This window comes from Allohoeflea poritis (assembly GCF_027889715.1).
Lineage (GTDB): Bacteria > Pseudomonadota > Alphaproteobacteria > Rhizobiales > Rhizobiaceae > Hoeflea_A > Hoeflea_A poritis.
On the sequence record NZ_JAPJZH010000004.1, the window covers coordinates 288,733 to 312,166 of the forward strand.

Here is a 23,434-nt window from a genome sequence, read left to right on the forward strand (position 1 = left end):
GCAAGCGGCGCAACGACGTCCGATGGGTCGATTTTCCCCACCCTGGCGAAGTCTATCGTGTTGAAATTCAGAGATGACCGGGCCGGGCGATTTTGGCCCCTGGCGTCGTTGGTCCGCGCTTGTGGTGGGCTGGCACCACGGCGCGCAATCCGCCTAGCCAGCGACCAAAATCGCCTCGGTCAAATGCTTCAATCTAAGCCAGATACGCTCTAATACACTGACTTTACTTTAATAAATGCCTGATTGCGCCAGCTGTCGAAGGCGTTCCAGATCCAGGACTTCGATCTTGCGCCTGCCGGAACTGACGATGCCGAGCTTGGACAGCCGCGCCAGTTCCTTGCTGACCGCCTCGCGGTGGGTGCTCAGCTTGGTGGCGATCTGGTAGTGAGACGGCGCCGGTTCGATCAGGTGCTTGCCGTCCGCATTGCCGGCATCGACCATGCGCAGGAGTTCGGTGCAGATGCGCTGATGCACCGCCATCGTGCTGTATTCGAACATGCGGTCCGTCAGGCTGCGGTTTTTGCGCACCAGAAGCTCCGCCATTTTCAGCCCGATCACCGGGTAGTCAACGATCAGGGCGCGGAACTGGGTGGAGTCCATGCGGGCGAGATAGCTGTCTTCCAGGGCCTCCACGGCCGCCGAGCGGGGCCGCTGGTCGATCGCGGAAAACTCGCCGAAGACCTGGCCGGCCGAGATTTCCGCGTAGGTGACCTCTTTTCCCTCGATGGAATAGCCCTTTGCGGCGACGCTTCCTTCGACAATGAAATAGGCATCGGTGGTCAGCTGATTCTGGCTGATCACCTCCTGTCCCTTCGAAACGCGGATCCACTCGCAGTTTTCGCCGATTTCATTAAGCTGAACCACATCGAGATCCGCCAGCAAGTCGACGAGATACAAAAGATTTCTTGCGCCCGATTTCATCAATTCCACCCTTGGGCCTGAAGCCGGATCAAGAGTAGCGCCATTACCCTGAACTTGCAGCAAGTTTTTCGCCCGGTGGCAAGTTTGCAACGTCGCCGATCCGATCGGCCTCAATGTGGGTAATCTCACATTTGCGCTGCCCGCGTTGTGCCATAGCTCGCCCTTGTGATGCCGACCGCAAGAATCGGCGTACGGAATGTGAGGTGGAATGGCAGCCGGAACCAAGCAATGATGCCGATCAGAACCCTCAATCACTTGCTGGTCAGGCCGGAGGTGAGCCGCAATCCGACGGCCGGTGAAACGTGCCGGAGCGCGTTGCCCGCCGATGAACTCGGATTTGTCCTGCAATATGCGGTCAAGCCCGATCTGAGCCGCGCGCGCAGGGAATTGGCGGCGATCCTCGATATGCTCGATTTCACACTCGACCCGCTGTTTCCGCGCAGCGCCGACGAACTGGCCCATTTCGTTGTCCTGAGGTTTCCCGGCGTTCCGGCGGGGCGGGCGTCCGATGCGCTTTTTTCCATTGCCTATGAACTGCGCGACAAGATGGACCTTATCTCCTGCGAGCCTTGCATCGGCGAGCACATCATGACCGTTCCCGAGCCGCCGGACGGGAAAAGCCAAGGCGGTGCGGTTGCGGGAAGCCTTTGCTGGGTCAACGGGCCGGCGCCCGCGGACAAGAAGTGGGCGCTGGAGAATACGCGCGTCGTGTCGGCTTGGCACCTTTCGCCGGATCAGGGCAAGGGAATCTTCATCGCTCAGCCGGATACGGGTATCGCCCGGCACGATCAGATCGAATCCGAAAGCCTGCGCCTCGACCTTGCAGCCGACGTCCTGGAGGGCGGCGGCGATCCCACGGATCCGCTGGATCCGGAACTGGCCGGTGCCGGTCATGGGAGCGGCATTGCAAGTGTCGCCGTCGGACGCAATTCCGATGAGATGAGCGGTGCCGCGCCAGGGGCGCATCTGGTCCCGATCCGCTGTGTGCACGACGTGCGCATCGTCAATCCCGCACCGATCGCGCGGGCAGTCAACCACGCGCGGCTGTCGGGTTGCCATATTATCTCCCTGAGCCTGGGCGGGCTCGGCAGCGAAGCGCTGCGGAAGGCCATCGCGAAGGCCGTCGAGGCAAATCTCATTGTCGTCGCGGCTGCGGGGAACTGTATCGGGCTGGCTGTCTACCCGGCCCGCTACAGCGACGTGATCGCGGTCGGCGGAACGAATGTCAACGACCGCAAATGGCGCGGCAGCTGCGCCGGGCCGACGGTTGATCTTGCCGCGCCGGCCGAAATGGTGTGGCGCGCCAAGCACGACGTGAATGATGGTGGCCGGCCGTTCGTTGCGGAAGGGCAAGGCACGTCCTATTCGGCGGCGCTGGTTTCGGGAATAGCGGCCCTCTGGCTTGACCGGCACGGCAGGGACAACCTTATCGCCGAAGCGCATAGGCGCGGCGTGCCGCTTCAGCAGCTCTTCAGGGCGGCGGCTTGTCACACGGCGCGGGTTCCCACGGGCTGGAACAGCAGTCGCATGGGTGCCGGTATCATTGATGCCGAGGCTCTGCTGCGTCAGAACCCGGCGGATATCCCGATCGAGCAACACGACCACGAACAGGAGACGGCGGACCATACGGATATCCAGCGCCTGGTTTTCGAGGTGACACGGCGCAAGCCCGCAGACGATAGGTTCGACTGGTCGCGCTACGGCGCGGAAATCGCCAATCTGGCGTTGCGGCTGGCGCATGTCAGGGCGCAGTGGAACGGCATAACCCGGCAGGACGGCGGTCGGCGGATTGCCGTTTCGGGCGCGCTGGAACAGGCTGTCCGGCGATCCGGAGACCCGGCGCTGGAAGCTTTGATGGAGAGCTTCCAGGGTATTTTGAACGAATGAGGAATTGCCTGTTTGCATCCGCCGTATACGGCTATTGTTGAAATGCGAGATTGCTTGCCCGGCGACTGATATTATTTGAGGGGAGATATTATGGAACGCGAGCTGTTGGACTGGTCGATGTCCGCAACCATGGGCGGCGTCACCGAAATCGCCGTGATGTCGCCGATCATCCGGGGGCGAGCCCCCGGCGAGAGACTGACCTACGAGGAGAAGCTGCGGCGCGTCATTGAATCGATCGCCACCCGTGCGGATCGCGGCATTCCCCATCAGCTCAACACGATTTCAAGCATCCATTTCGGCCGGATGATGATTATCCGTCCGGAACAATATCTGACCAATTCCAGATCGGACGATGTCGACTATTACGATGCCAAGGGCTCAACCGGCGGGCCGCAAGGCAGTTTCAACGTCCCGAGGCCCATGGACGAGTTCGAGATCAGCGTGCTCGGCACAGACGGCAACATCATCGATGCGGGCGCATGGGGAAACACAGCGGTTTCCGACAGGCCCGGATTCCATTCCTGGCTGCTTACGATCGTGTCCTTCGACGGGGACCTGAAAGTCTATTTCAGGGACATCGCGCAATTTCTCGCGCGTGATTTCGACGATGTTTTCGTCAATTGCGTCGATTTTCCATCGACGCGGGATTTTGAGAAGTTCTGGCAGTGGATCCGGCGCTACCAGGTGCCGGTCGATCTGTTTCTTTGCGCCTATCCCGACCTAACGGTCGCCCGGATCAAGCAACTGGAAGACTTCAAGCGATGTTTCGACGCTTTTGTCGACAAGGTGCACTCGCCGACGGGCCGCAAGGTGGAGAACATGGAGGAGCTGTTCGACGAGTTCCTGCGCGAGACCGGACAATATGCCTCCGATTTTCCGACACCGGGCGGCACATATCGCATGAAGAGCGGTAAGGGAGCCTGATCATGACCAACACATATGCTCAAGCACCCGACCATGCCGGGTCCGATACCGCCGCACGCATCCAGGCGCATCTCGGCCAGCCGTCGAAATTCGCCAACGGCAAGACACGAAACTGGTCGCTGTTCGTTTTTTTCCGCATTCTCAGCAAGACCGAGATGGAGACCTCGCGGGCGCTTTTCGCCAGGCTTGCAAAGGAGGTGCTTTCTTCTAAACCCGCGAAAAGAGGATCGGCCGGAGCAACCGATTATGGCAGCGAACTTGCCTCGCCGCACCTTGCCAGATCAGCAATGCCCGGGGCAGCGGCGCCGGGTGCCGAGGCGGCGGCGCTGCCGGAAGATCCGCTGGCCGAAAACCTTGCCTGCGACGAATTCAGGGCCTGGCTGAAGCTCCTTTCGACCGGCGACCACGGTGAGCTGCTGAAACAACTGGATGGTTTTCTTCAGTTGGATGCGCGCAAGGCGCCCAGCGCGAAGATAATGAAACTGGTGAGCACGTTTGCCGGAGCTCTCAGAAAGGGCAACGGCATTTTCGGCGCGATCGAGCTGGCTCAGAAGAAATTCAGCCGCGGTCTCGGCAATGAACGCGACCTCGTCGCGGTGATCCTGGCGCTGACGGTGTTCCTCAAGAGCAGAGATCCCAGGATCCGCAGGGCCGTTGCCAGAATCTTCGACCTGAGCGCTTTCGGCAAAGACGCGGGCGAGGCGGGCGTCAACGTGGTTTCGCACCGGCTTGTCGCTCTGTGCGCCTACGAGCTCTTGCGCCAGACCAAGCTGGCGCGCGATTCAGCGGCAGAGGCCGGGGACGCCTCGCCGGTGCGCAATGAGCGGGCCGAGGCCGGTTCCGCCGCTCACGCCGACGGCGAGGGATTGAAAAAACAGGTCTTTGACCCGGTTCCCGTCAACATAGCCTTCACTTTTCCCGGGCTGGAAAAGCTGAATATCGATGCGAACACGCTCCGTTCCTTCCCGGATGTGTTCAAGGAAGGCATGGCGGCCCGTGCCAAACGGCTCGGCGATACCGGTGCGAGCGCTCCGGAAAACTGGGACGGCGAACTCGGACTGAAAAACGTTCATGGCTACTTCACCGGCGGTTTCCAGGTCGGCGACGTCATTGGCGGCGGCAAGTGGGACATGGGTCCCGAGGAAAGCTGGGAAGCGCTGCGCCGGGACATTGACGATTTCAACCACAGAAACGGCGAGCGCGGAAAGGCGCTGCGCACGATGCTGGGCGGCCTGTTCCGGTTCCTCGGCATGGAGATCGTCCATATCGAGCTGGGACAGGATCCCTATTCGGTCGAGAACGGCAGGGCCGTCACCTCCGGCTACCGCAAAGAGCATTTCGGCTTCCGGGACGGTATCAGCCAGCCCTTTGTCGACATGAAGCTCGGCAAACCGATGCCAGGCGGCGCCACGCCCGGACCCAACGGAACCTGGGCTCCGGTTGCGCCCGGCGAGATCTATCTGGGCTTTCCCGACGAGGACGGCAATTACGCCAGGCAACCGGCCAACAAGGTGCTGCGCGACGGCGCGACATTCGTTGTCTTCCGCAAGCTCGAGCAGGACGTCGCAGGATTTCGCGATTTTCTCGAAAAACAGCGTCCCGGCGACGCGCAGGCGCAGACCAAGCTGGCGGCGCAATTCATGGGGCGTTGGCACAACGGAACGCCGCTTGTGCTGCAGCCGGACAGCCCGCGCCCCCTCGGACCGGAAAGCGACCGCAAGATCAACGACTTCCTTTTTGTCAGGGACGATCCGAACGGTGACAGATGCCCGCTCGGCTCGCATGTGCGCCGCACCAATCCGCGTGATATCGGCGGACGCAACGACGTGCGCCGCCACAGGATATTAAGGCGCGGCATCGGCTATGGCGGTCCGCTCATGGCGGATGGATCGCGCGGAGACGGCAAGAAGCGCGGGCTGTTGTTCATCGCAGCGAACGCACGCCTCGATCTCCAGTTCGAGGTCATACAGGCCGACTGGATGAATGGCGGCGAGTTCCTCGGCCAGGCCGGGCTGGACCGATGCCCGGTCGCCGGCACCAATTCGGGCGGTCTTGAAGACCGTTTCCACGAATCGGGCGCTGCGGTTCCCATCACGCATATTCCGAGTTTCGTGACGACACGCGGCGGTGACTATTTCTTTGCGCCGAGCAAGGAAGCGATCGCCGGCATGGCATCGCGCGACCGGTTCGAACTGGATCCGTCGGAACTGCTCTCGCAGGGTCACAGCATGAGCGATCCGGAAACGCCGGGTCTGTTCACGGAGACCCGTATCCGCGGCTTTGTCGGCCGGTTCCTAAAGGACAAGAGGGTTTCGCTTATCCGCGCGAAGCTGCCGGATATTCCGACCGATTCGCCCTATAATGACGGCACGACGCTGCATGAACCGTCCGGCCTGGACCATCCGGTTTGTTTTGTCGGCAGGCACGGCGACGTCGCTGATGTTCTGAAACTTGTCGACGACAAAGGGGACGGCCGGTTCTCGGTCGACCACTACAGCCTTGCTGGACGACGGGTCCTTCGCGGCGACGACATGCTGATCGGTACGGCGCAGTTCCCGGCGGACAGCGGGAAACGCCGTAAACTGCTCTATACAATCCTGATGGAAGCATGGAAGGCGCTCGATGCTGCCCATCGGGCCGGCAATGCGGGCACCGGAGTCCGTGGCCGCCTGGAAGATATCGTTTCCACACGCATCGAAATGGCGCTGGCGCGAACCGGAGACAGCCACCGGATCGACCTCGTCCGCGACCTTGCAAGCGACGTCTCCTATGCCGTTCTCAAGGATCTGCTCGGGACGCCGGGACCGGCCTGGATCACGGAACTGGGAATTTCGCTGCCCTTCGCGCGCCAGCATGTCGGTCATCTTCATCCCGACTGGCTGAGTGTTTCAAAGGGCAAGATGCCGCAGGATCCGGGCCTTGCGACCATGCAGATCTGGTCGATCCTGACGCTTGGCGACGTCTTCGGAAACGTCCTGTCCTACAAGACGCTGATGCACCTGTCCGAACAGGCGGGGGCGGAGTTGCTCAACCATCTCAACCGGCTGATCATGGACGCATGGTCCGCCAGGCCCTCCAGGACACGCACGCTGGTCGATGCGTTCATCGCCATCGAGGACCAGATGTTGCGCGACAACAAGGGTTATACGAGAGCCCAGTATCATGCGGATGTGGCGGCGATCCTGTTCGAGCTGATCGCTTCGACAATGGCCGCCATACCGTCAACCTTCGGCAATATCATGGATACGCTGCTGACGTTCCGGATCAGCCTTCCGAGCCTGTTCGATCTGATCAGGAAGCAGGGCCTGGAACCGGACGGTGCGGATAAATGCGGATATTCGCTGGCGACCCAAATCATCTATGAGTCCGAAAGGCTGCAACCCAATTTCAAGCTCCTGATGCGCCGTTGCGTCAAAGGAACCCAATTGGAAAGCGGTGCGCGGCTCGATGCCGGCGAATGGGTTGCGGCACTTATTCCCGCCGCCAATCTGGACGGGTCGGTCTTCGATGACCCGTACCGCTTCTCGCTGTATCCGTTTGTCCAGGAACATCCGCAACGGTCGCTTGAGAAGTATCTGCTGTTCGGCAGCGCCACGAATTCCGTCGGCACAGATGTCGATGCGCGGGTCGGCGCACGCCATTGCTGGGGCCGCGATGCCATCGCCCTTTATATACTGGAGCGGTGCCTGTTGGCCGCAGGCCGGCTCGAGGGGCTTCGCAAAGTCGCGGGCGAGGCAGGCGAAATGCAGGAGATTGCCAAGGCGGCCACCGGCCTTTGGGGACGCTTCAACCAGCTCCGGCCGCGATAGTAAGACACGCTCTATACCAGCTGCTTGAAACCGTGCCTGTCGCACAGCGTCCTGTGCTCATCGATATCCGGCTGTATCAGCGGGCTGTCGGACTTGATCGCCATGGCGAGCTTGGCCCTGATGGCCAGTCCCTGAACAATCAGACCCGGATTGTTGATGCTGCGGCCGATCTCGATGGCCTGGTCGATCGCCGGAAGGCAGCGCTCGACGGCGCCGGACCGGAAGAGCGCTTCCGCATAGCCGGCGTAAAGATAATATATCTCCAGCCTGCCGGTGCGCAGGTGAAGCGCTTTCCTGAAGCAGTCATCAACGCGTTCTATGGCCTCCTCGGCGCGACCGTTGCGCGCCAGGGCCGTCGCCAGAAGACCCGTGATATGGGGTTTCGGCGCGTCATAGCCGTGCTGCTCGATCAGGTCCATCGTGGTTTCCAGGCACGCGACGGCTTCGTCGGTCCGTTCCATCATGATGAGGACCCTTCCGAGTGCGTTGAGCGCCACGACCTCGGTATAGGGATCCTTGCACGATCGCGAGATATCAAGCGCCTTCTGAGCGTGTTGAAGGCTTTCTTCATACGCTCCGATGTCGATCAGAAACCACCCCAGAAATGCGTGTGAAATGGCGCCTGGAATGCCGGCTGCTCCAAGCCGCTTGGTCTCAAGGTCGCCGGAGAGCCGCTGACACAGGTCGCGCGTGAAGTCGAGTGCTTCATCCATGTTGCCCATGGCGTGGTTCAGGACCGCAAGCAGGTGCTGCGCGGCAAAGATGTGCGGCAGGCTATCCAGTTCCCGCGCCATCTGGAGCGCTTCATCGACAGTCCTTATGCCGTCTTCATAGCGGCCTTCAAACCAGTCGACCATGCCCAGATTGCACTTGGCCGCGCATATCTGGTTGGTCCGGTTCTGCTTTTTCGCCAGAGCCAGTACCTTCGGCAGATGATCGTGCATCTTGGAGAACTCGCCGAGCTGCAGCATCGTGGTGCAGACCATGATCGTCAGATCGACAAATGCTTCTTCGGCCGGTTCACCGATTCGATCGATGCAATCGAGTGCGCGGTCAAACAGAAGCTGAAGCGATTTGCCGGCATAATTTTTCATGGCGCCGCGGGCCGCCTTCGACAAATACTCCAGCGCCAACCGGTCATCGCCGGCTGCCTCGGCGTGATACGCAAGTCTCTCATACTGGCCACCGAGATCGTCATAGGTGGCGGTAATCACGTCGATGGCCGTAAGGTGTATGTCCTTGCGCCGCGCGCGCGGCACCGTGTTCTGGCAGGCTTCGGCGATGATGGCATGGCAGAAACGTACGGAGCGGCCGGAAATCACTCTGGTGATGGCCAGGTGATTAAGCTGGGCGAGGTTTGCCATCAGCTCCTCGGTGCCGATGCCAAGCACCTTGCGGGCGAAATCCAGTTCAACCTGCTCACCAAGGATGCTGAGTGATTGCGCGCAGTGTTTGGCGGCGCGCGGAAGCCGGTTGAGCCGGGCATGGATCATGGACTGAACGCCCTGCGGAATGGATTGCAGGGGATCGACGCCCTGCGCATCCACGGAACAGACAAGCTGCTCAAGCACGAAGGGGATGCCGTCGGCCTGGTCGAGCGCCTTTTCTATGTCCAGCTCATCCGGAATGTTCTTCGTCCACAGGCGTCGCGCCAAGAGGCGCATCTTGTCGCGCGACATCGGCTCCAGGCGCAAGACGGTGTCGGCAATCTGCTGCGCGTCGAAGGCGGCTTCCGGGCGCCCTGTCAGCAGCAGGTAAAGCGCGTGGCCGTCATTGCCGCCGCAAAGCAGCTCAAGACACAGCTGGCTTTCCGGATCGACCAGATGCAGGTCCTCAAGAAGCAGCAGTGTGCGGTCCTTGAGGGCCAGCCGCGCGAAGATATCGACGAGCCCCTGAGCAATCTGCTTGAGGGACAGTCGCGGGCCGGATTGCGCCGAATCGCTGCGCCCGTCGGACAGGAGGATCGCGTGAAGGGCGCCGCCACCGTCCGCCTCAAAGCCGGCATCGCAAAAGGCAGCCTCGATCTGTGATTGCGTTGCCTGCTCGTCCAGTTTCAGGGCGTCAAGAATGAGGCTGCGAAAGACGGCGAAAGGTGTCGTGCGCTTTTGAACATCGCCACGGTAAACCAGCAATCGGTCGACCGCGTTCTGCGACAGTGCCTCATCGATGGCCGCGGCGGCGAGACGGCTCTTGCCGATGCCGGGCTCGCCAATGATCGCAAAGGCTGCCTTGGCGTGCGAATTGCGTGTAATGGATTTCCGCAATATCGCCCGTTCCATGTCACGGCCGACAATCGGAAAGGCATATTCGTGGAGTGCGTCGTTCGCACGGCGCCGCTTCGGCGGGGCGCTGAGCTGGTAGACCGTGGAATTGATCTCCTCCAAAATCGCCAGATCGGGCCGCGCCGTGTGTTCGAAATCCAGCCTGCAAAGCTCCAGTGTTTCCGCGCTGAGGAGAATCTGTCCCGGTTGCGCGCTCTTTTCCAGGCGCGCGGCGAGGTGCACGGTGCCGCCGACGAGATCGATCTGCGAGCCGCGCTCGAGTTCGAGGTGGCGCAGGCCCACAAGCCCCGAATGGATGCCGACCCGAAACTGGACCTCGTTCTTTTCGGGATCGAGTATGGGACTGTCGCCGCCGGTGAAATGCTGGATGTTCCAGGCCGCCTCGCAGGCCCGGTCTGCGTGGTCTTCCAGCGAATCGGGCCAGCCGAACACGGCAACGCCGCCGTCGCCCGCAAAACTGACCAGAAGCCCGCCGGCGCGTTCCACCGAGTGACGGATGTGGGCGAGGACATCATCTACCATGAGTTGTGCGTCATCCGGGTCGACGGAGGCTATTCGGCTTGTTGAGCTCACGGCGTCGACGACCAGGACGGTCACGACGCTGCGTTCTGGATACGCCATCAAATGCAATGCCTGCGCCCCTACGTCCGGCATTTCACCTCAGCACAATTTCGGACATTTCCCGAATATGCGCATGCAGAAGTCGGGGATTCCGTAATTCGTGTGAAACGGAGATCTTCCCCGTCAAAAATCATAATCTTGCAATTATTGACCCTAGCAGTTGACTATATCAGATTTTTGTAAGTTGCGACAGTTGCTTAGGTCCCACCGGCCTTTGCTCTTGCCTGGCCAAGCGCAGGTTGTACCCCTTTATTTGCAGGTGAAGGGCTGTCCGAAGGCGAAATAAGCCGGCTAAATTGCAGAAAAATACGATTTGAGCGGCCGTTATTGGTCATTATGCGCCAAAAGCACGCGTATTGCTCGACGGTTTCGGCGGGGCAACGTCATTGCGCCAGACGCGAAGTTTCCATTGCAATTATTCGTTGTTAATTGATCATTTGCATTTGCACCATAATTTGACCTTGCCGGTCATTCGCGCCTGTAGCGCGGACAGCATGATGCCGCTGACCGGTCTGCCGCCCTGGCATAATACTTCATTCCATTTTTCGGACGCGCTTCATGCTTATTTCAAGGAAACTGCCCCTGGCAGCCGCCATCCTGACGGTTGTTTCGATCGCCGCTTCAAGTATCGGCGGCCTGATGATCAGTTCCAAGGCCCTTACACGCGAATATGACGAGAAACTCTCGGCAATCGCGGATGGCCGGCGCAATCAGATCGAGACCTATCTGGAGGCGACCAAGAAGGATATCGAGGAAATTGCCGTCACGCCGAACGTGGCCGCGGCGCTGAATCTGTTCGGTATCGCGCTGACGATGGTCAAGGAGGGCATGGAGAGTGAATTCCTGTCGCTGGTGACCGACCAGACACTCAGCCAGCAGGAAAAAATGGATCAAAGCACACCAAGCGGCGCCCGCGTCTATCTCAACCACGAAGCGAAGTTCAGTCCGGTCTTTGAGAAGATTGCGCAGGAAAATGATTTCGAGGACATCTTCCTCATCAATACCGACGGCCAGGTCGTTTACACGCTTCGCAAGAAGAACGATTTCAACGTCAATGTCCGTGACGATGCATGGAAGGATACGGCGCTCGCGCAAGTCTTCGACAAGGCTGCCGCCATGGGCGATGCACAGGGCGTGGCTTTCCTCGATTACCGGCCCTATGCGACGGGCAGCCGCCCGCTGACGGCTTTTGTCGCCAAGCCGGTGATCGTCGCCGACGAAATCAAGGGTGCCTTCGTCGTCGCGCTTCCGACCGGCCGTATCGAATCGATCATGAGCAACCGGACGGGCCTTGGCGCGACCGGTGAGACCGTGCTTCTGCGCTCCGACGGATTGCTGTTGACCGATTCGCCGCTGACGGAGGCCAATGACGTTGCCGAGGCGCAGCTCGACCCGCAGCAGTTCCGAGCCCTTGAGGCGCGCGAGATCCTGACCGGGAAGACGGACAATTACCGCGAAATGAATGCGACGGTTGCCTTTGCCCGCGTCGATTTTCTCGATTCGGGCTGGGTTGTCGCGGCGCTGGTCGACAGCCGGGAGGCCGGACAGGCCGTTGCCTCCATGCGGCAGATCGTCATCGTCGTGTCGCTGGTTCTGCTGGCCCTGGCACTTGGCGGAGCGCTGCTTTTCTCCCGTAACCTGACCGGTCCGATCAACGCGCTTGTCGCCAATATGCGGCAGCTCAGCGAAGGACGAACGGATTTCGACATGGGCAACACGGAGCGCAAGGACGAGATCGGCGACATGGTACGCTCAGTGGCGGTCTTCAGGGATGCGGCCATTGAAAAGGACCGGCTGGAACAGGAAGCAGAGGAAACCCGCGAAAGCTCGCAACGCGAGGCGGCCGAGCGCGCATCGGAAAAGGCCGAGGAGACAGCCCGCATGCAGGCTGATGTCGACGCGCTTGCCGGTGGCCTGACGCGGCTTTCCGAGGGCGATCTGTCGGTGCGGCTGGACGAACCCTTCATGGACAGCCTCGACCGTCTGCGGGTCGATTTCAACGCGACCGTCGAAAAGCTCAACTCGACGCTTCACCGCATCCAGGACAATTCCGGCTCGATCGACGGCAATGCAAGGGAAATGCGCGCCTCGGCGGACGATCTTTCACGGCGCACGGAACAACAGGCCGCATCGCTGGAGGAAACGTCCGCGGCGCTTGAGGAGATTACCTCGACCGTTCGGGAAACCTCGGAACGGGCCGCCGAGGCCGAGCAGATGGCCAATGCCGCAAAGGACGACGCGGACCGTTCCGGCGGTGTCGTCGCCGAAGCCGTCTCGGCGATGGAGGGCATAGAGAACGCGTCGCGGGAAATCTCCAATATCATCAATGTGATCGACGAGATTGCCTTTCAGACCAACCTGCTGGCGCTCAATGCCGGGGTCGAGGCGGCACGGGCCGGCGAGGCAGGCAAGGGCTTTGCGGTAGTCGCGCTGGAAGTGCGGGAACTGGCCCAGCGCGCGGCGGGTGCGGCTACCGAGATCAAGGAGCTGATCACCAAGTCGGGCACGGAGGTCGCAAATGGCGTCAGCCTGGTCAAGGCGACGGGCGAGGCGCTCGACCAGATCTCCAATCATGTGGCCGATATCAACGGTCGGATCGCGACCATCGCGACCGCGGCGAAGGAACAGCTGACCGGCGTCCAAGAAGTCAACTCGGCCGTGACGCAGATGGATCGCATGACCCAGCAGAACGCCGCCATGGTCGAAGAGACCAATGCCGTCATCCACAAGCTCGCCGACGATGCCGGTGGCCTTTCGGAAGTGGTTGCGGAATTCCGGCTTGCCGGGGAGGATGCGGCGGCCGGGCTGTCGCCGGATCACGATGAACCGGCGGAGGACCACCGTCTGGCGGGTTAGGTCTGCGCCTGGAAGGGGCGCTTTCAAATCCCAAATACGAGCATTTGCGAACGGCCGGGATGGGGTCATATCCATCCCGGTCTTTTTGGTGGATCGACAGCGTTTTTGCAGATAGTTTCGCCTGAAGCCTGTGGTTGTAGAAAGAGTAAAGCGGAGCGCCGTGAAGCCTGTAGTTCTCTTTGTGGTATTCATGTTCGCTGTGAGTATTCCCGCCTCGGCGGACAGCGGCGCAGAATTTGACCGGATTTACACGCCGGGTGATTGCGGATCGGGTTGGAACTCCGACAAAAGAATGCGCTGCGGCACGTTGCGAGTCCCGAGCAATCACTTCGATCCGGACGGAACTTATTTTGAACTGCCCGTCGTGCGGATAAGTATCGACGATTATGACAACCCGTCGCCGCCGCTTGTCTATCTTGATGGAGGTCCCGGCTCAACGACCAATCTGAAAACTGGCGAAGGCCTGGCGTATTGGGTCAATATCGCCAATGGCATTCTGTTTCGACGGGACCTCATTGTATTGGAGATGAGGGGCTCCAAGTATAGTCAGCCCGCACTGGATTGCCCGTCGTTTAGTGACCCGGCCATCTATATGGGAATACTGCCCTTTGGGCAGGCCCGAACAGATCCGCAAGTCGATACCAAGGAACTGTGGCGGAGGTGTTTGGAAAAATTGCGGGCGCACGGCGTCGATCTGTCCGTAGTCAACCGGCACCAGGTTGCCGAGGATGTTAAGCTTCTGGCTGATGGTTTGGGCGCTGAAAAAATATCCCTTTACGGTGCGTCCTACGGAACCACATATGCAATGACTGTTATGGAGGAGTTTCCGGATCTTGTGGCTGATGCCGTATTGGATTCGGTGTTTCCGCCCGAGGCTACCAGCGATATCCGGCACACGCTCACATTGCGAACAACGCTGGCGAAGTATTTTTCCGCTTGCAGCGAAGATCCGGTCTGCAATGCGAGTTATCCGGATCTGGAGCACGGCTTTTTTGAAGGGGTAAAAAGGCTCTGGGAGGACCCGGTCGAGATCGTTTTCATCGGCTATAGTGATCTGCAAGCCAAGACCGTGATCGTTGATGCAGCACTTTATCTGACGGCTCTGCGTGACGTTATGGGATGGCCCGGTTGGCAGGTGCACGTTCCCTTTTTCATCAACGCCGCCGAATTTCCAAGTGATTTCGCAATGGCCTATCTGATGTCGCTCCACCTTGAATATGGATTTCACAATTCAGTCAGTACCGGGGCCAGCTTTTCATCCATGTGCTATGACCTGCCTGCTGAGATTGCCGCGCCCGACACCTATGCGGACAATGAGAACGAAACAGTATTTGTTCGCGCCGAAATGGAAAGCTGGGGCCTGGCTGAATGCGAGTACTGGAGTGAACTGAGAGCTCCGGACAATCAACGCCGGAAGCTAGTTTCCTCTATTCCGACATTGGTGCTAGCGGGTGAATTGGATCCGGCGACACCGCCCTATCAATCGCGGATGGCAGTCTCCGGATTAAAGCATGCCTATTATTTCGAGTTTCCATCGGCCGGCCATGCGATTTCCTTTTCCGACAGTTGTGCAAAGCAGATCATTTGGGATTTTCTGCGCGACTCCGATGAGCGGCCGCATCGGAACTGTCTGAAAGAAACGACAAAGCTCGAGTTCGTCGAGCCAGGATAGTCAGCGGAACTGAATTCCGACAATCTTTCGTCATATCCGATAGACGTTCAGATCCTCGACGATCTCGGCAGGACCTGCGAAATACGCGCGCAGGTCCTTGCGGGCGCTTTCATGGCCTTCTTCTGAATCCATATGAATGCGAAAATGGCTGATCAGGAGGCGTCTGGCGCCGGCGCGGGCCGCCATTTTCGCAATGTCCTGCGGGGTCGGGCACTTTTCCGACAGCGCCGGATGGACCGCTTCGCCGCTGAGGCGATAGCACCAGTGCAGCAGCAGGTCGGCATCGGCGCTGAGGTGTTCGAGGTCATCGCAAATGGCGGCGTCGCCGGAATAGACGAATTTCTTGCCGCCGCTCTCCACCGAGAACGCCATGCAGTCGAAGGCCGGCTGCGCATGCGGCACCTCGCAGGAATTCAGTCGCCAGCCGTTTCCTTCAAAGGAAAAGCCGGGTTTGATTTCGAAGACCTCGGGGGCAGGCCACGGGCGCGGCAGCGTGCCGCCGCGCGCCAGCCACACCTCCTGGCTCGGTTTGAGCTCGGTGCGGGCGTAAAGATCGGCGGACAAGACGCCATCGCGGCCGAAATAATCCTCGGTGATCCTTGCGATCGGTGACGGACCCCAGACCTTCAGCGGCGGCGCACCCTCGTCCCAGGCGGCATGCACCAGCCGGGCGTAGTCCATCATGTGATCCGTATGCAGATGCGAGAAGAACAGATGGGTGATGTCGGAGGGCAGGCGTCCGGAGCGGACCAGATTGTCGAAGACGCCGCCGCCGCAGTCGAACAGGATACGGTCGTTGCCGATTTCGAGGAGATAGCCGGTCGAGGCGCGGCGGGCATAGGCTTCCGGCGAGCCGGATCCGAGGATGGTCAGTTTCATGGTTTCAGTTCCGGTGGAGGTGTGGCGCCGGGCGCGCCGAGGCCAAGCGCGGCGTCGCGGCCGCCCATGCGCTCGATCAGCGCCGCCTGGTCGTCAAAGGCCCGGGCGTCGGTTTTTTCCGGGTCGCAGATTTTCCGAAGTTCGGCGCCCATCATGGCCACGACATCCCGGAAGGCCGGGTCGTCGGCCAGGTTGGTTGTCTCTTCCGGATCTTCCTGAAGATCGAAGAGCTCGGGCGGGAAGCCGATATAGTGGTGGTATTTCCAGCGGCCCTTCTTCAGCATGAAGGCACCGGAAACGGCGCCGGCGGCATGATATTCGCTGAAGATGACGCGCTCCGGATCATCCGGCTCGCGGGCGATGGCATCAAGGGGGCGGATGCCGGCGGCGCCGTCGATCCCGGCGCCGAACAGGGCGGGTATCGTTGCCGAAAGATCGATGAGGCTGACCGGCGTGCCGCACGTTCCGACGGGAATGCCGGGACCGGCCATGATCATCGGAACGGCAACGCTTTCAAGATAGAGGTTCGATTTGCCCCACAGGCCGCGCGCGCCGACATTGTCGCCGTGGTCCGAGGTGTAGACGACGACCGTGTTGTCCGCCTGGCCCGAAGCGTCCAGCGCCTTGAGGATCTGTCCGACATTGTGGTCGAGCCAGGTGCACAGCCCGTAATAGGCAGCCATCGCACGCAGGCGTTCCTCTTCATTTTCGAACTTTGCTTCCGAATCGTTGAAGCCGTTCTGCTTTTCCACCCATGGATGGCGCGGATGACCGTCGCGGGGGTTCAGTTTCGGGCGCGGCAGGCCATCCAGCGGATAAAGGTCGTAATATTCCTGCGGCACGACCAACGGGAAGTGCGGCGCGACCAGTCCGACATAGAGGCACCAGGGGCGCCGGTCATTTGCGGAAGCGCGGTCCGTCAGCCAGTCAACGGTGCGCCGCGTCACCGCGGCATCATAGTCGGTGTATTTGCTGTCGCCGGGGCCGATATAGTCGCCGAGCATCCGGCCCTTGCCGCTGACACGTTCGTCCTCCTTGCGGATCGAGGCCCAGACCATGCCGACGCCACCGGCGACCATCATCGGGATGTGTTCGATGTCGAAGCCGGCGGGATCCTCCTCGGAGCGGTAATGAAGCTTGCCGATGGATTCCACCGGAACGCCCTTCTCCTGCAGGGCATGGCCCCAGCCCGGGATCGAGCCGTCATAGGGCATGGCATTGTCCCACATGCGCGTCTGGTGCACATAGCGGCCGGTGGCGAAGCTGGCGCGCGCCGGAACGCAGATGGAACTTGGCGTATAGGCGTCGGCGAAGCGGGTGCCGCGTGCCGCCAGGGCGTCCAGATTCGGCGTGCGCACGAATGGATGGCCGGCGCAGCCCATGGCACGCGCCTGGTGCTCGTCCGACATCAGTACAAGGACATTGGGCGCGTCCATCACAGGAACTCGTGGTTCTGCGCGGCGACTTCCAACTTGTCGAGGGCGGAGAAGATCATCCTGCTTTCCGATTTCGACAGTCTGCCGATCAGATAGGACTGCCGCTTGCGCATTTCGGGCAGCGTCTTGTCGAAGATCCGGCGGCCCTTCTTCGTCAGTGACAGGCGTTGCTGGCGCTGGTCCGCCGCGTCTTCCTGCGTAACCACGAGGCCCTCGTCGACCATGCCTTTCAGGCAGCGGCTCAACTGACCCTTGTCCATGGCGATCTTGCGGCGGATCTCGGAATGCGTCGTGTTGCCGTCGGCGCCGATGCACAGCATTACCCGCCAGTGGGCGAGCGCTATGCCGGAGGTCTTTTCGAGGAATTTCGCCGCATGCACGTTGAGCCTGTTGTGCACCTGATGGATGCGCCAGGTCAGGACGTTCTGAAGCGGCGTATCGCTGTCGAACTCGGGTGGGTAAATCGCGGTTTCCATGCGGTCCTCTTTTCAGCCAATCATAGGCGTATTGGTTGACATGTCAACATTTTAGTTGACCTATCAACTAAACTATGAGAGCCTTTGCACAGTTGAATGGGAGGAACCAATGAAAAGATTAATTCGACTTGGGATCGCCGCGCTTGTCTCCGCCGCCACGGCAACGGGCGCTCTGGCCGCCGAATGGACGCCGCCCGGCCCGATCAAGCTGCTGATTGCGTTTCGCGCCGGCGGCGGTGCCGACACGCAGGCCCGGCTGATTGCCGAGGAACTGGAAAACCGGCTCGGCTGGAAATTCATTCCCGAACAGGTCACCGGCAAGGGCGGCATGAACATGGCGGCCGCGCTGAAAGACATGCCCAATGACGGGACGGTGATTGGCATGGCCGTCACCGAGACCTTCGGCTACAACATGGCCGCGGCACCGAAGTCCGGCATGTCCCCGGCAGATTTTACGGGTCTTTCGACAACGGCCGGGTTCCAGATGGGCGTGGTCGCCCTGTCCTCCAAGGGCTGGACGTCCTTCGAGGATGTGGTCGCGGCTGCCAAGGGCGGCGAGGAGCTGCGTTTCGGCGCCATGAGCCCGCGTCTTGCGGACCTTGCCTACCTGCTTGGCAAGGCGCAGGGCGTCGATTTCAACATCGTTTCCGTCAAGGGCGGCAAGGCTGTCATGGACGGCGTCAATGCCGGCGACCTCGATCTCGGTTTCATGGCCGGCATCCAGCAAAAGGGCGTCGCGGCCGGCGATCTCGTCAATCTCGCATCGGCGCTCTCGGCGCCGCTTGTCCAGACACCGGACGCGCCGACTTTTGCCGATCTCGGGGTTGAATTCGATTCCGACGGCCAGTTTGTCTTTGTCGGACCGGCCGGTATGCCGGCGGAGGCCCGCGAGGCGCTGGCAAACGCCATAGCCGAAGTCGCTTCCGACGAGAACACCAAGGCCGGCGGCCTCATCAAGAAGAATTTCGGCGGCGCCACGGTGGTCACGGGCGATGATCTGACGGTGCTGTTGCAGAACGGCTATGAAAGTGCCGGCAAACTCCTGGACGCCGCATCCGAATAGCGTCCTTTGCGGGCCCCTCCACAGCCCAGGGAGGAGAGACCATGTCGCATGATTCCCGGTCCAATCTCATCCTCGGCATTTGTTTCGCCGCTTTCGCGCTGCTTCTGATCTTCATCTGGATCCCGTTCGATACCGATACCGGGCTGATCGAGAAGGTCCGGCGGCAGATAACGATCGGCGACGCGCTGGCGCCGACCGTCGCGGGAATCTTTCTTTTGCTCGGCGGTCTCATCCTGATCCTGTTCGAGCGCAACGCACCGGACCAGCCGGAGGTCGATCCGGTCAATCTCGGCTTCATGGCGGTGGTGTTCGTGCTTCTGGCGGCAAGTTTCCTGGTCATGCGTTATGGCGGGCCGGCTGTTGTGGCGCTCGTCAATCTGAGCCGCGAGACACCGCTTGAATACCGGCTTTTGCGCGACAGCGCACCGTGGAAATACACCGGCTTCTTTTTCGGCGGCACGCTGATGATCGGCGGACTGATCAGCCTTGTCGAAGGCCGCATCACGCTGCGCGCCGTGTTGATCGGCATTGTTGCCGTGCTGGCGATGATCGCTGTCTACGATCTTCCTTTCGACGATCTTCTGCTGCCGCCGAACGGTGATGTCTGATGGGTGCGCTCGACTATATCTGGGCGGGCGTGCTGGCGGTTTTTCTCGGGCCGGAGCTGTTTTCGGTTTTCGGCGTGCCGGTGCCGGTGACCATCGTGATGATCTTCGCCGGGTTCTTCCTTGGCATTGCCGTCGGGGCGACGCCGGGTCTTGCCGGGCCGATCGCCATGGCCATCGCGCTGCCGATCCTGATCTCGATCTTCGGCTATACGCCCGATGCGCTGCTGCCGGTGATGGGGTTTCTGATCGGCGTCATGAAAGGCGCGACGATCGGCGGCGCGGTGCCGGCGATCCTGTTCAACACGCCGGGCACGCCCGACGCCTACATGACGACGCTGGACGGCTATCCGATGACCCAAAAGGGTCAGGCGAAGAAGGCCCTGCGCGTCGCCCATCTCTCCTCCGTCACCGGCGACACATTCTCCGACATGGTACTCTTTATCTGCGCGCCGTTCCTGGCGTTGCTCGTCGAGGGGTATCTCGATCTGCCGGAAAAGACGGCGCTGCTGATCCTGTCGCTGTCCTTCATCGCCGCGGTGATCGGCGGCTCGCCCGCCAAGGGCCTGATTTCGACGGGTCTCGGCCTGCTCTTTGCCTATGTGGGCACCGGCGAGGATTTTTATCCGCGCCTGTCGATGGACAGCAAGGTGCTGGCGCAGGGATTTCCGCTGGCGACCGCGATCCTGGGGGTCCTGATCGTTGGCGCCGTGTTCAAGGAACTCACCGATCTTTGGCGCGAGAAACGCGAAAGCGGTTTGCTTGCCGGGACCATCGAGGACAGTGGCGACCAGCGGCTGCACATGCGGGAAATCCGCCGGCTGGTTCCCTATATCGGCCGCTCGGCGGTGATCGGGACGGCCATCGGCGCGCTGCCCGGTATCGGCTCGACCCTTGCCGCCACCATCGGCTATACGGTCGGCAAGGCGCGCTACCAGCGCACCAAGTCGCCCGAGGCCCCTGATTTCGGCAAGGGCGCGCCGGAAGGGATCGCGGCGACCGAAGCGGCCAATTCCTCCGTATCGGGCGCCAATCTCATCCCGGTGCTGTCGCTGGGCATTCCGGGCAATGCCGCCGCCGTCTTCCTGATCCTTGCCGCCGACAGTATCGGCGGCTTCAATCCCGGCCCCTCCGTATTCCGCTTCACGGCCGATGCGGTTAATCCCGAACTCGTCATCGCCTTCGGCCTGTTTACCGCCATGCTGATCGCCAATCTCCTCAACTGGACGATTGGCGGCGTGTTCATGCGCTCGATGGGCATCATGACGCGCATTCCCAAACAGGTGCTCTTGCCGACCGTCCTGTTGCTGACCCTGACGGCCATCTATGTGCAGGAAACGCGCATGGAGGCGATCTGGTTCACCCTCGGTTTCGGCCTGCTGGGCTATGTCATGCGGGTGGTCGCCATTTCGCCGCTGCCCTTCGTCATCGCCTTCATCCTCGGCGGCAAGCTGGAGGAAAGCGCCCGGCAGGCCTTCGCCGCGACGGGCGGCGATCCCTGGTTCCTGTTTACCCATCCGATCGCGGCCGTCTTCATGGCGTTGTCGGTCGGCGTCATCTTACTTACGGCGCGCAACAACCGGGTCCGCGCATCGCGGGCATCGGCATAGGAGGTAAGGATGGCCATCAAGAACATTCTCGTCGCCTATAATGGCTCCGAATCCTCCGATGCAGCGGTGCATGCCGCCGTTCTGGCGCATGAGAAATACGGTGCGCACGTCACGGGCCTTTTCGCCCATGCCAGCGCGACATCGCGGCTGGGCCGCTATACCTGGGTTCCGGACACGGTGAGGCAGACACTGGATACGCTCGAGGCCGACGCCCATGCGGGCATCCATGAACGCTTCACAAAGGCGATCGCCGGCCGCGTGCCGGACGATCGGCTGCACTGGATCGAAAGCAGCGGCGAATCGGATACGGCCGTCGCCGATTACGCCCGCATGTACGATCTGACCATTGTCGGTCGCCGCGATATCCTGCAGGGCGCAAAGCGACTGGAGCTGCATCCGGACCGCATCGCCATGCGCAGTGGCCGGCCGGTGCTTGTCGTTCCGCGCGACTACCGGCCCGAACAGATCCATGAGCACGCCGTGCTTGCCTGGGACGGCCACCGCACGGCCACCCGCGCCATGAACGACGCGATGCAGATCCTCGAGACCAAGCAGAAGGTGACGGTTCTGAGCATTGACGACGGCGAGCGCGGAGAAGCGCTCGACGGCATCGACGTGGCGACGGCGCTTGCGCGCCACGATATCGATGTGGAGGTGGCCGAACCGCCGCTCGGCAAGAAAAGCGTCGGGCAGGCCATTCTCGATTTCTGCGACGAAGCGGGCGCCGGGCTGCTGGTCATGGGCGCCTATGAGCACAGCATGTTCCGCGAAGAGCTCTTTGGCGGCGTCACGCGCTTCGTGCTGGAAAATGCCAAGCTGCCGATCCTTATCTCCCATTAGAAAGAAACCCGGACGCGACACAGATGACCAGACCGAACTTCCTCATCATATCGGCGGACCAGCAGCGCGGCGACTGCATCGGCGTGGAAGGCCGCGGCGTCAAGACGCCCAATCTCGACCGGCTTTGCCGGGATGGTACGCGGTTCTCGGCCTGCATCACCTCATGCGTCGTGTGCCAGCCGGCGCGGGCGTCGATCCTGACCGGCCAGCTCTGCCGGACGCATGGCGTGCACGACAACGGCATCGATCTCGATCCGGAGACCGGCGAGAAGGGCTTCGCTGGGGCGCTGGCGGCAAGCGGCTACCAGACGGGCTTTTTCGGCAAGGCGCATTTTTCCACCTATCACGCCCGCCACAAGACCGGTTCGCCAGAGAGCGTGCTTTCGTCCGAGGATTTCGGCGACGACTGGTACGGCCCCTATATGGGCTTCGAGCATGTCGAGATGATGCTTGTCGGCCACAACTGGTTCGCCCCGGAAAAGCCGCCGCGCGGCCAGCATTTCGAACGCTTCTTCCATCGCGGCGGACGCGGCGACGAACTGCAGGCGCTTTATTGGAAGAACGGCGGCGATACCAGGGACGCGGCGCAGACCTGGCACTCGCAACTGCCGCTCGCCTATCACAATACGCCGTGGACGGCGGACCGGGCGATCGAGTGGCTGAAATTCGGGCGCGACAGGGACCGGCCGTTCTGCGCATGGGTCAGCTTTCCCGATCCGCACCATCCGTTCGACTGCCCGGAGCCCTGGTCGCGGCTGCACGATCCCGCCGAAATCGCTCTGCCCGAACACCGCACCCGCGACTTCGGCAACCGTCCCTGGTGGCACGCGGCGGCGGTGGAAAACGAGCCGGAGGGCGATGCCGAGAACGTCAAGATGCGCAAGGCCTACAGCCGCATCCAGGAGCAGAGCGACGGGCAGCTGCGCGAGATCATTGCCAACACGTTCGGCCAGTTGTCCTTCATCGACGACAATGTCGGCCGGCTGATGAATGCGCTCGCAGACGCCGGGCTCGATGACAATACCTTTGTCATCTACATCTCCGACCATGGCGACTGGCTCGGCGATCACGGCCTCGTTCTGAAAGGTCCGATGCACTATGAAGGGCTGCTGCGGGTGCCGATGATCGTGCGCGGGCCGGGCGTTATGGCGGACGCGGTTGTCGACGAGCCGGTCTCGACCCTTGATATCGCGCCGACGCTTTTCGATCTGTCCGGCGCGGAACCGCTGCTGGCGCAGCACGGGCAGAGCCTGCGACCGCTCATGGAGGGCGCGGACGCGCCGCGCGATTTCGCGCTGAATGAGTGGGAGTTGCTGCCGGCGCGGGTCGGCGTCGGGCTATCCTTGCGCACGGTGCGCACGAAGACCCACAAGCTGACCATGGACCTGCGTTCCGGCGCCGGCGAAATGTACGACCTCGTCAACGATCCGAATGAGGTGACGAATATTTTCGACGACCCTGCCGCGCGGGATATGCGCGAGCAGCTCGTCGCCTATCTCGAAAGCCGTCCCGACGATATCGGTCCCGAGCGTGCGCCTGTCGGACCGGCTTGA

15 protein-coding genes are annotated in these 23,434 nt (G+C 61.3%); 10 read left to right on the top strand and 5 right to left on the bottom strand.

What is annotated here, in order from left to right:
* Positions 1–228 precede the first annotated feature (228 nt).
* Positions 229–921 (bottom strand): Crp/Fnr family transcriptional regulator, encoded by a 693-nt coding sequence (locus tag OOZ53_RS08720; RefSeq protein WP_271089054.1) that lies wholly within the window; start codon positions 919–921, stop codon positions 229–231.
* 228 nt (positions 922–1,149) lie between these two features.
* On the opposite strand from OOZ53_RS08720, the gene OOZ53_RS08725 reads away from it, so the two are divergent.
* The 3 genes from OOZ53_RS08725 (at position 1,150) to OOZ53_RS08735 (ending at position 7,541) form a co-directional block, all read left to right on the top strand.
* The gene (locus OOZ53_RS08725) at positions 1,150–2,808 is read left to right on the top strand and encodes a S8 family peptidase (RefSeq protein WP_271089055.1); all 1,659 of its coding nucleotides are present in this window, start codon (positions 1,150–1,152) and stop codon (positions 2,806–2,808) included.
* Positions 2,809–2,898: 90 nt separating this feature from the next.
* Positions 2,899–3,732 carry a hypothetical protein gene (locus OOZ53_RS08730; RefSeq protein ID WP_271089056.1) on the top strand — a complete coding sequence of 278 codons (834 nt, stop codon included), beginning with the start codon at positions 2,899–2,901 and terminating at the stop codon, positions 3,730–3,732.
* 2 nt (positions 3,733–3,734) lie between these two features.
* A complete protein-coding gene (locus OOZ53_RS08735; RefSeq protein ID WP_271089058.1) occupies positions 3,735–7,541 on the top strand; it encodes a hypothetical protein in 3,807 nt (1,268 codons plus the stop codon).
* A gap of 11 nt (positions 7,542–7,552) precedes the next feature.
* Here OOZ53_RS08735 and OOZ53_RS08740 read toward each other — a convergent pair whose 3' ends face one another.
* Entirely contained in the window at positions 7,553–10,444 is a 2,892-nt protein-coding gene (locus OOZ53_RS08740; protein ID WP_271089059.1) for an ATP-binding protein, read from the bottom strand.
* A 558-nt stretch (positions 10,445–11,002) separates the two neighbouring features.
* Here OOZ53_RS08740 and OOZ53_RS08745 point away from each other — a divergent pair.
* Together OOZ53_RS08745 and OOZ53_RS08750 are read left to right on the top strand one after the other, a co-directional pair.
* The gene (locus OOZ53_RS08745) at positions 11,003–13,300 is read left to right on the top strand and encodes a methyl-accepting chemotaxis protein (protein ID WP_271089060.1); all 2,298 of its coding nucleotides are present in this window, start codon (positions 11,003–11,005) and stop codon (positions 13,298–13,300) included.
* Between the two features lie 160 nt (positions 13,301–13,460).
* On the top strand, positions 13,461–14,972 hold the full coding sequence (locus OOZ53_RS08750) for an alpha/beta hydrolase (protein ID WP_271089061.1): 1,512 nt from the start codon (positions 13,461–13,463) through the stop codon (positions 14,970–14,972).
* Between the two features lie 30 nt (positions 14,973–15,002).
* On the opposite strand, the gene OOZ53_RS08755 is transcribed toward OOZ53_RS08750, so the two are convergent.
* Genes OOZ53_RS08755 through OOZ53_RS08765 form a run of 3 tightly spaced genes read right to left on the bottom strand, consistent with a single transcriptional unit; the run spans position 15,003 to position 17,763 of the window.
* Entirely contained in the window at positions 15,003–15,851 is an 849-nt protein-coding gene (locus tag OOZ53_RS08755) for an MBL fold metallo-hydrolase (protein ID WP_271089062.1), read from the bottom strand.
* The gene (locus OOZ53_RS08760; protein ID WP_271089063.1) at positions 15,848–17,287 is read right to left on the bottom strand and encodes a sulfatase family protein; all 1,440 of its coding nucleotides are present in this window, start codon (positions 17,285–17,287) and stop codon (positions 15,848–15,850) included. Before OOZ53_RS08760 ends, OOZ53_RS08755 begins: the two co-directional genes overlap by 4 nt.
* Complete coding sequence (locus tag OOZ53_RS08765) at positions 17,287–17,763, bottom strand: MarR family winged helix-turn-helix transcriptional regulator (RefSeq protein ID WP_271089064.1); 477 nt, start codon at positions 17,761–17,763, stop codon at positions 17,287–17,289. Before OOZ53_RS08765 ends, OOZ53_RS08760 begins: the two co-directional genes overlap by 1 nt.
* Positions 17,764–17,872: 109 nt before the next feature.
* On the opposite strand from OOZ53_RS08765, the gene OOZ53_RS08770 reads away from it, so the two are divergent.
* From OOZ53_RS08770 to OOZ53_RS08790, 5 genes are read left to right on the top strand one after another with little or no spacing between them, the layout of a single operon-like run.
* Positions 17,873–18,826, top strand: a complete 954-nt coding sequence (locus OOZ53_RS08770) for a Bug family tripartite tricarboxylate transporter substrate binding protein (RefSeq protein ID WP_271089065.1) — start codon at positions 17,873–17,875, stop codon at positions 18,824–18,826.
* Between the two features lie 41 nt (positions 18,827–18,867).
* Positions 18,868–19,434 carry a hypothetical protein gene (locus tag OOZ53_RS08775; RefSeq protein WP_271089066.1) on the top strand — a complete coding sequence of 189 codons (567 nt, stop codon included), beginning with the start codon at positions 18,868–18,870 and terminating at the stop codon, positions 19,432–19,434.
* Positions 19,434–21,041: a tripartite tricarboxylate transporter permease gene (locus OOZ53_RS08780; RefSeq protein ID WP_271089067.1), complete on the top strand. Its 1,608-nt coding sequence runs from the start codon at positions 19,434–19,436 to the stop codon at positions 21,039–21,041. Before OOZ53_RS08775 ends, OOZ53_RS08780 begins: the two co-directional genes overlap by 1 nt.
* A gap of 9 nt (positions 21,042–21,050) precedes the next feature.
* Positions 21,051–21,881, top strand: a complete 831-nt coding sequence (locus OOZ53_RS08785) for a universal stress protein (RefSeq protein ID WP_271089068.1) — start codon at positions 21,051–21,053, stop codon at positions 21,879–21,881.
* Positions 21,882–21,904: 23 nt separating this feature from the next.
* Complete coding sequence (locus OOZ53_RS08790) at positions 21,905–23,434, top strand: sulfatase-like hydrolase/transferase (protein WP_271089069.1); 1,530 nt, start codon at positions 21,905–21,907, stop codon at positions 23,432–23,434.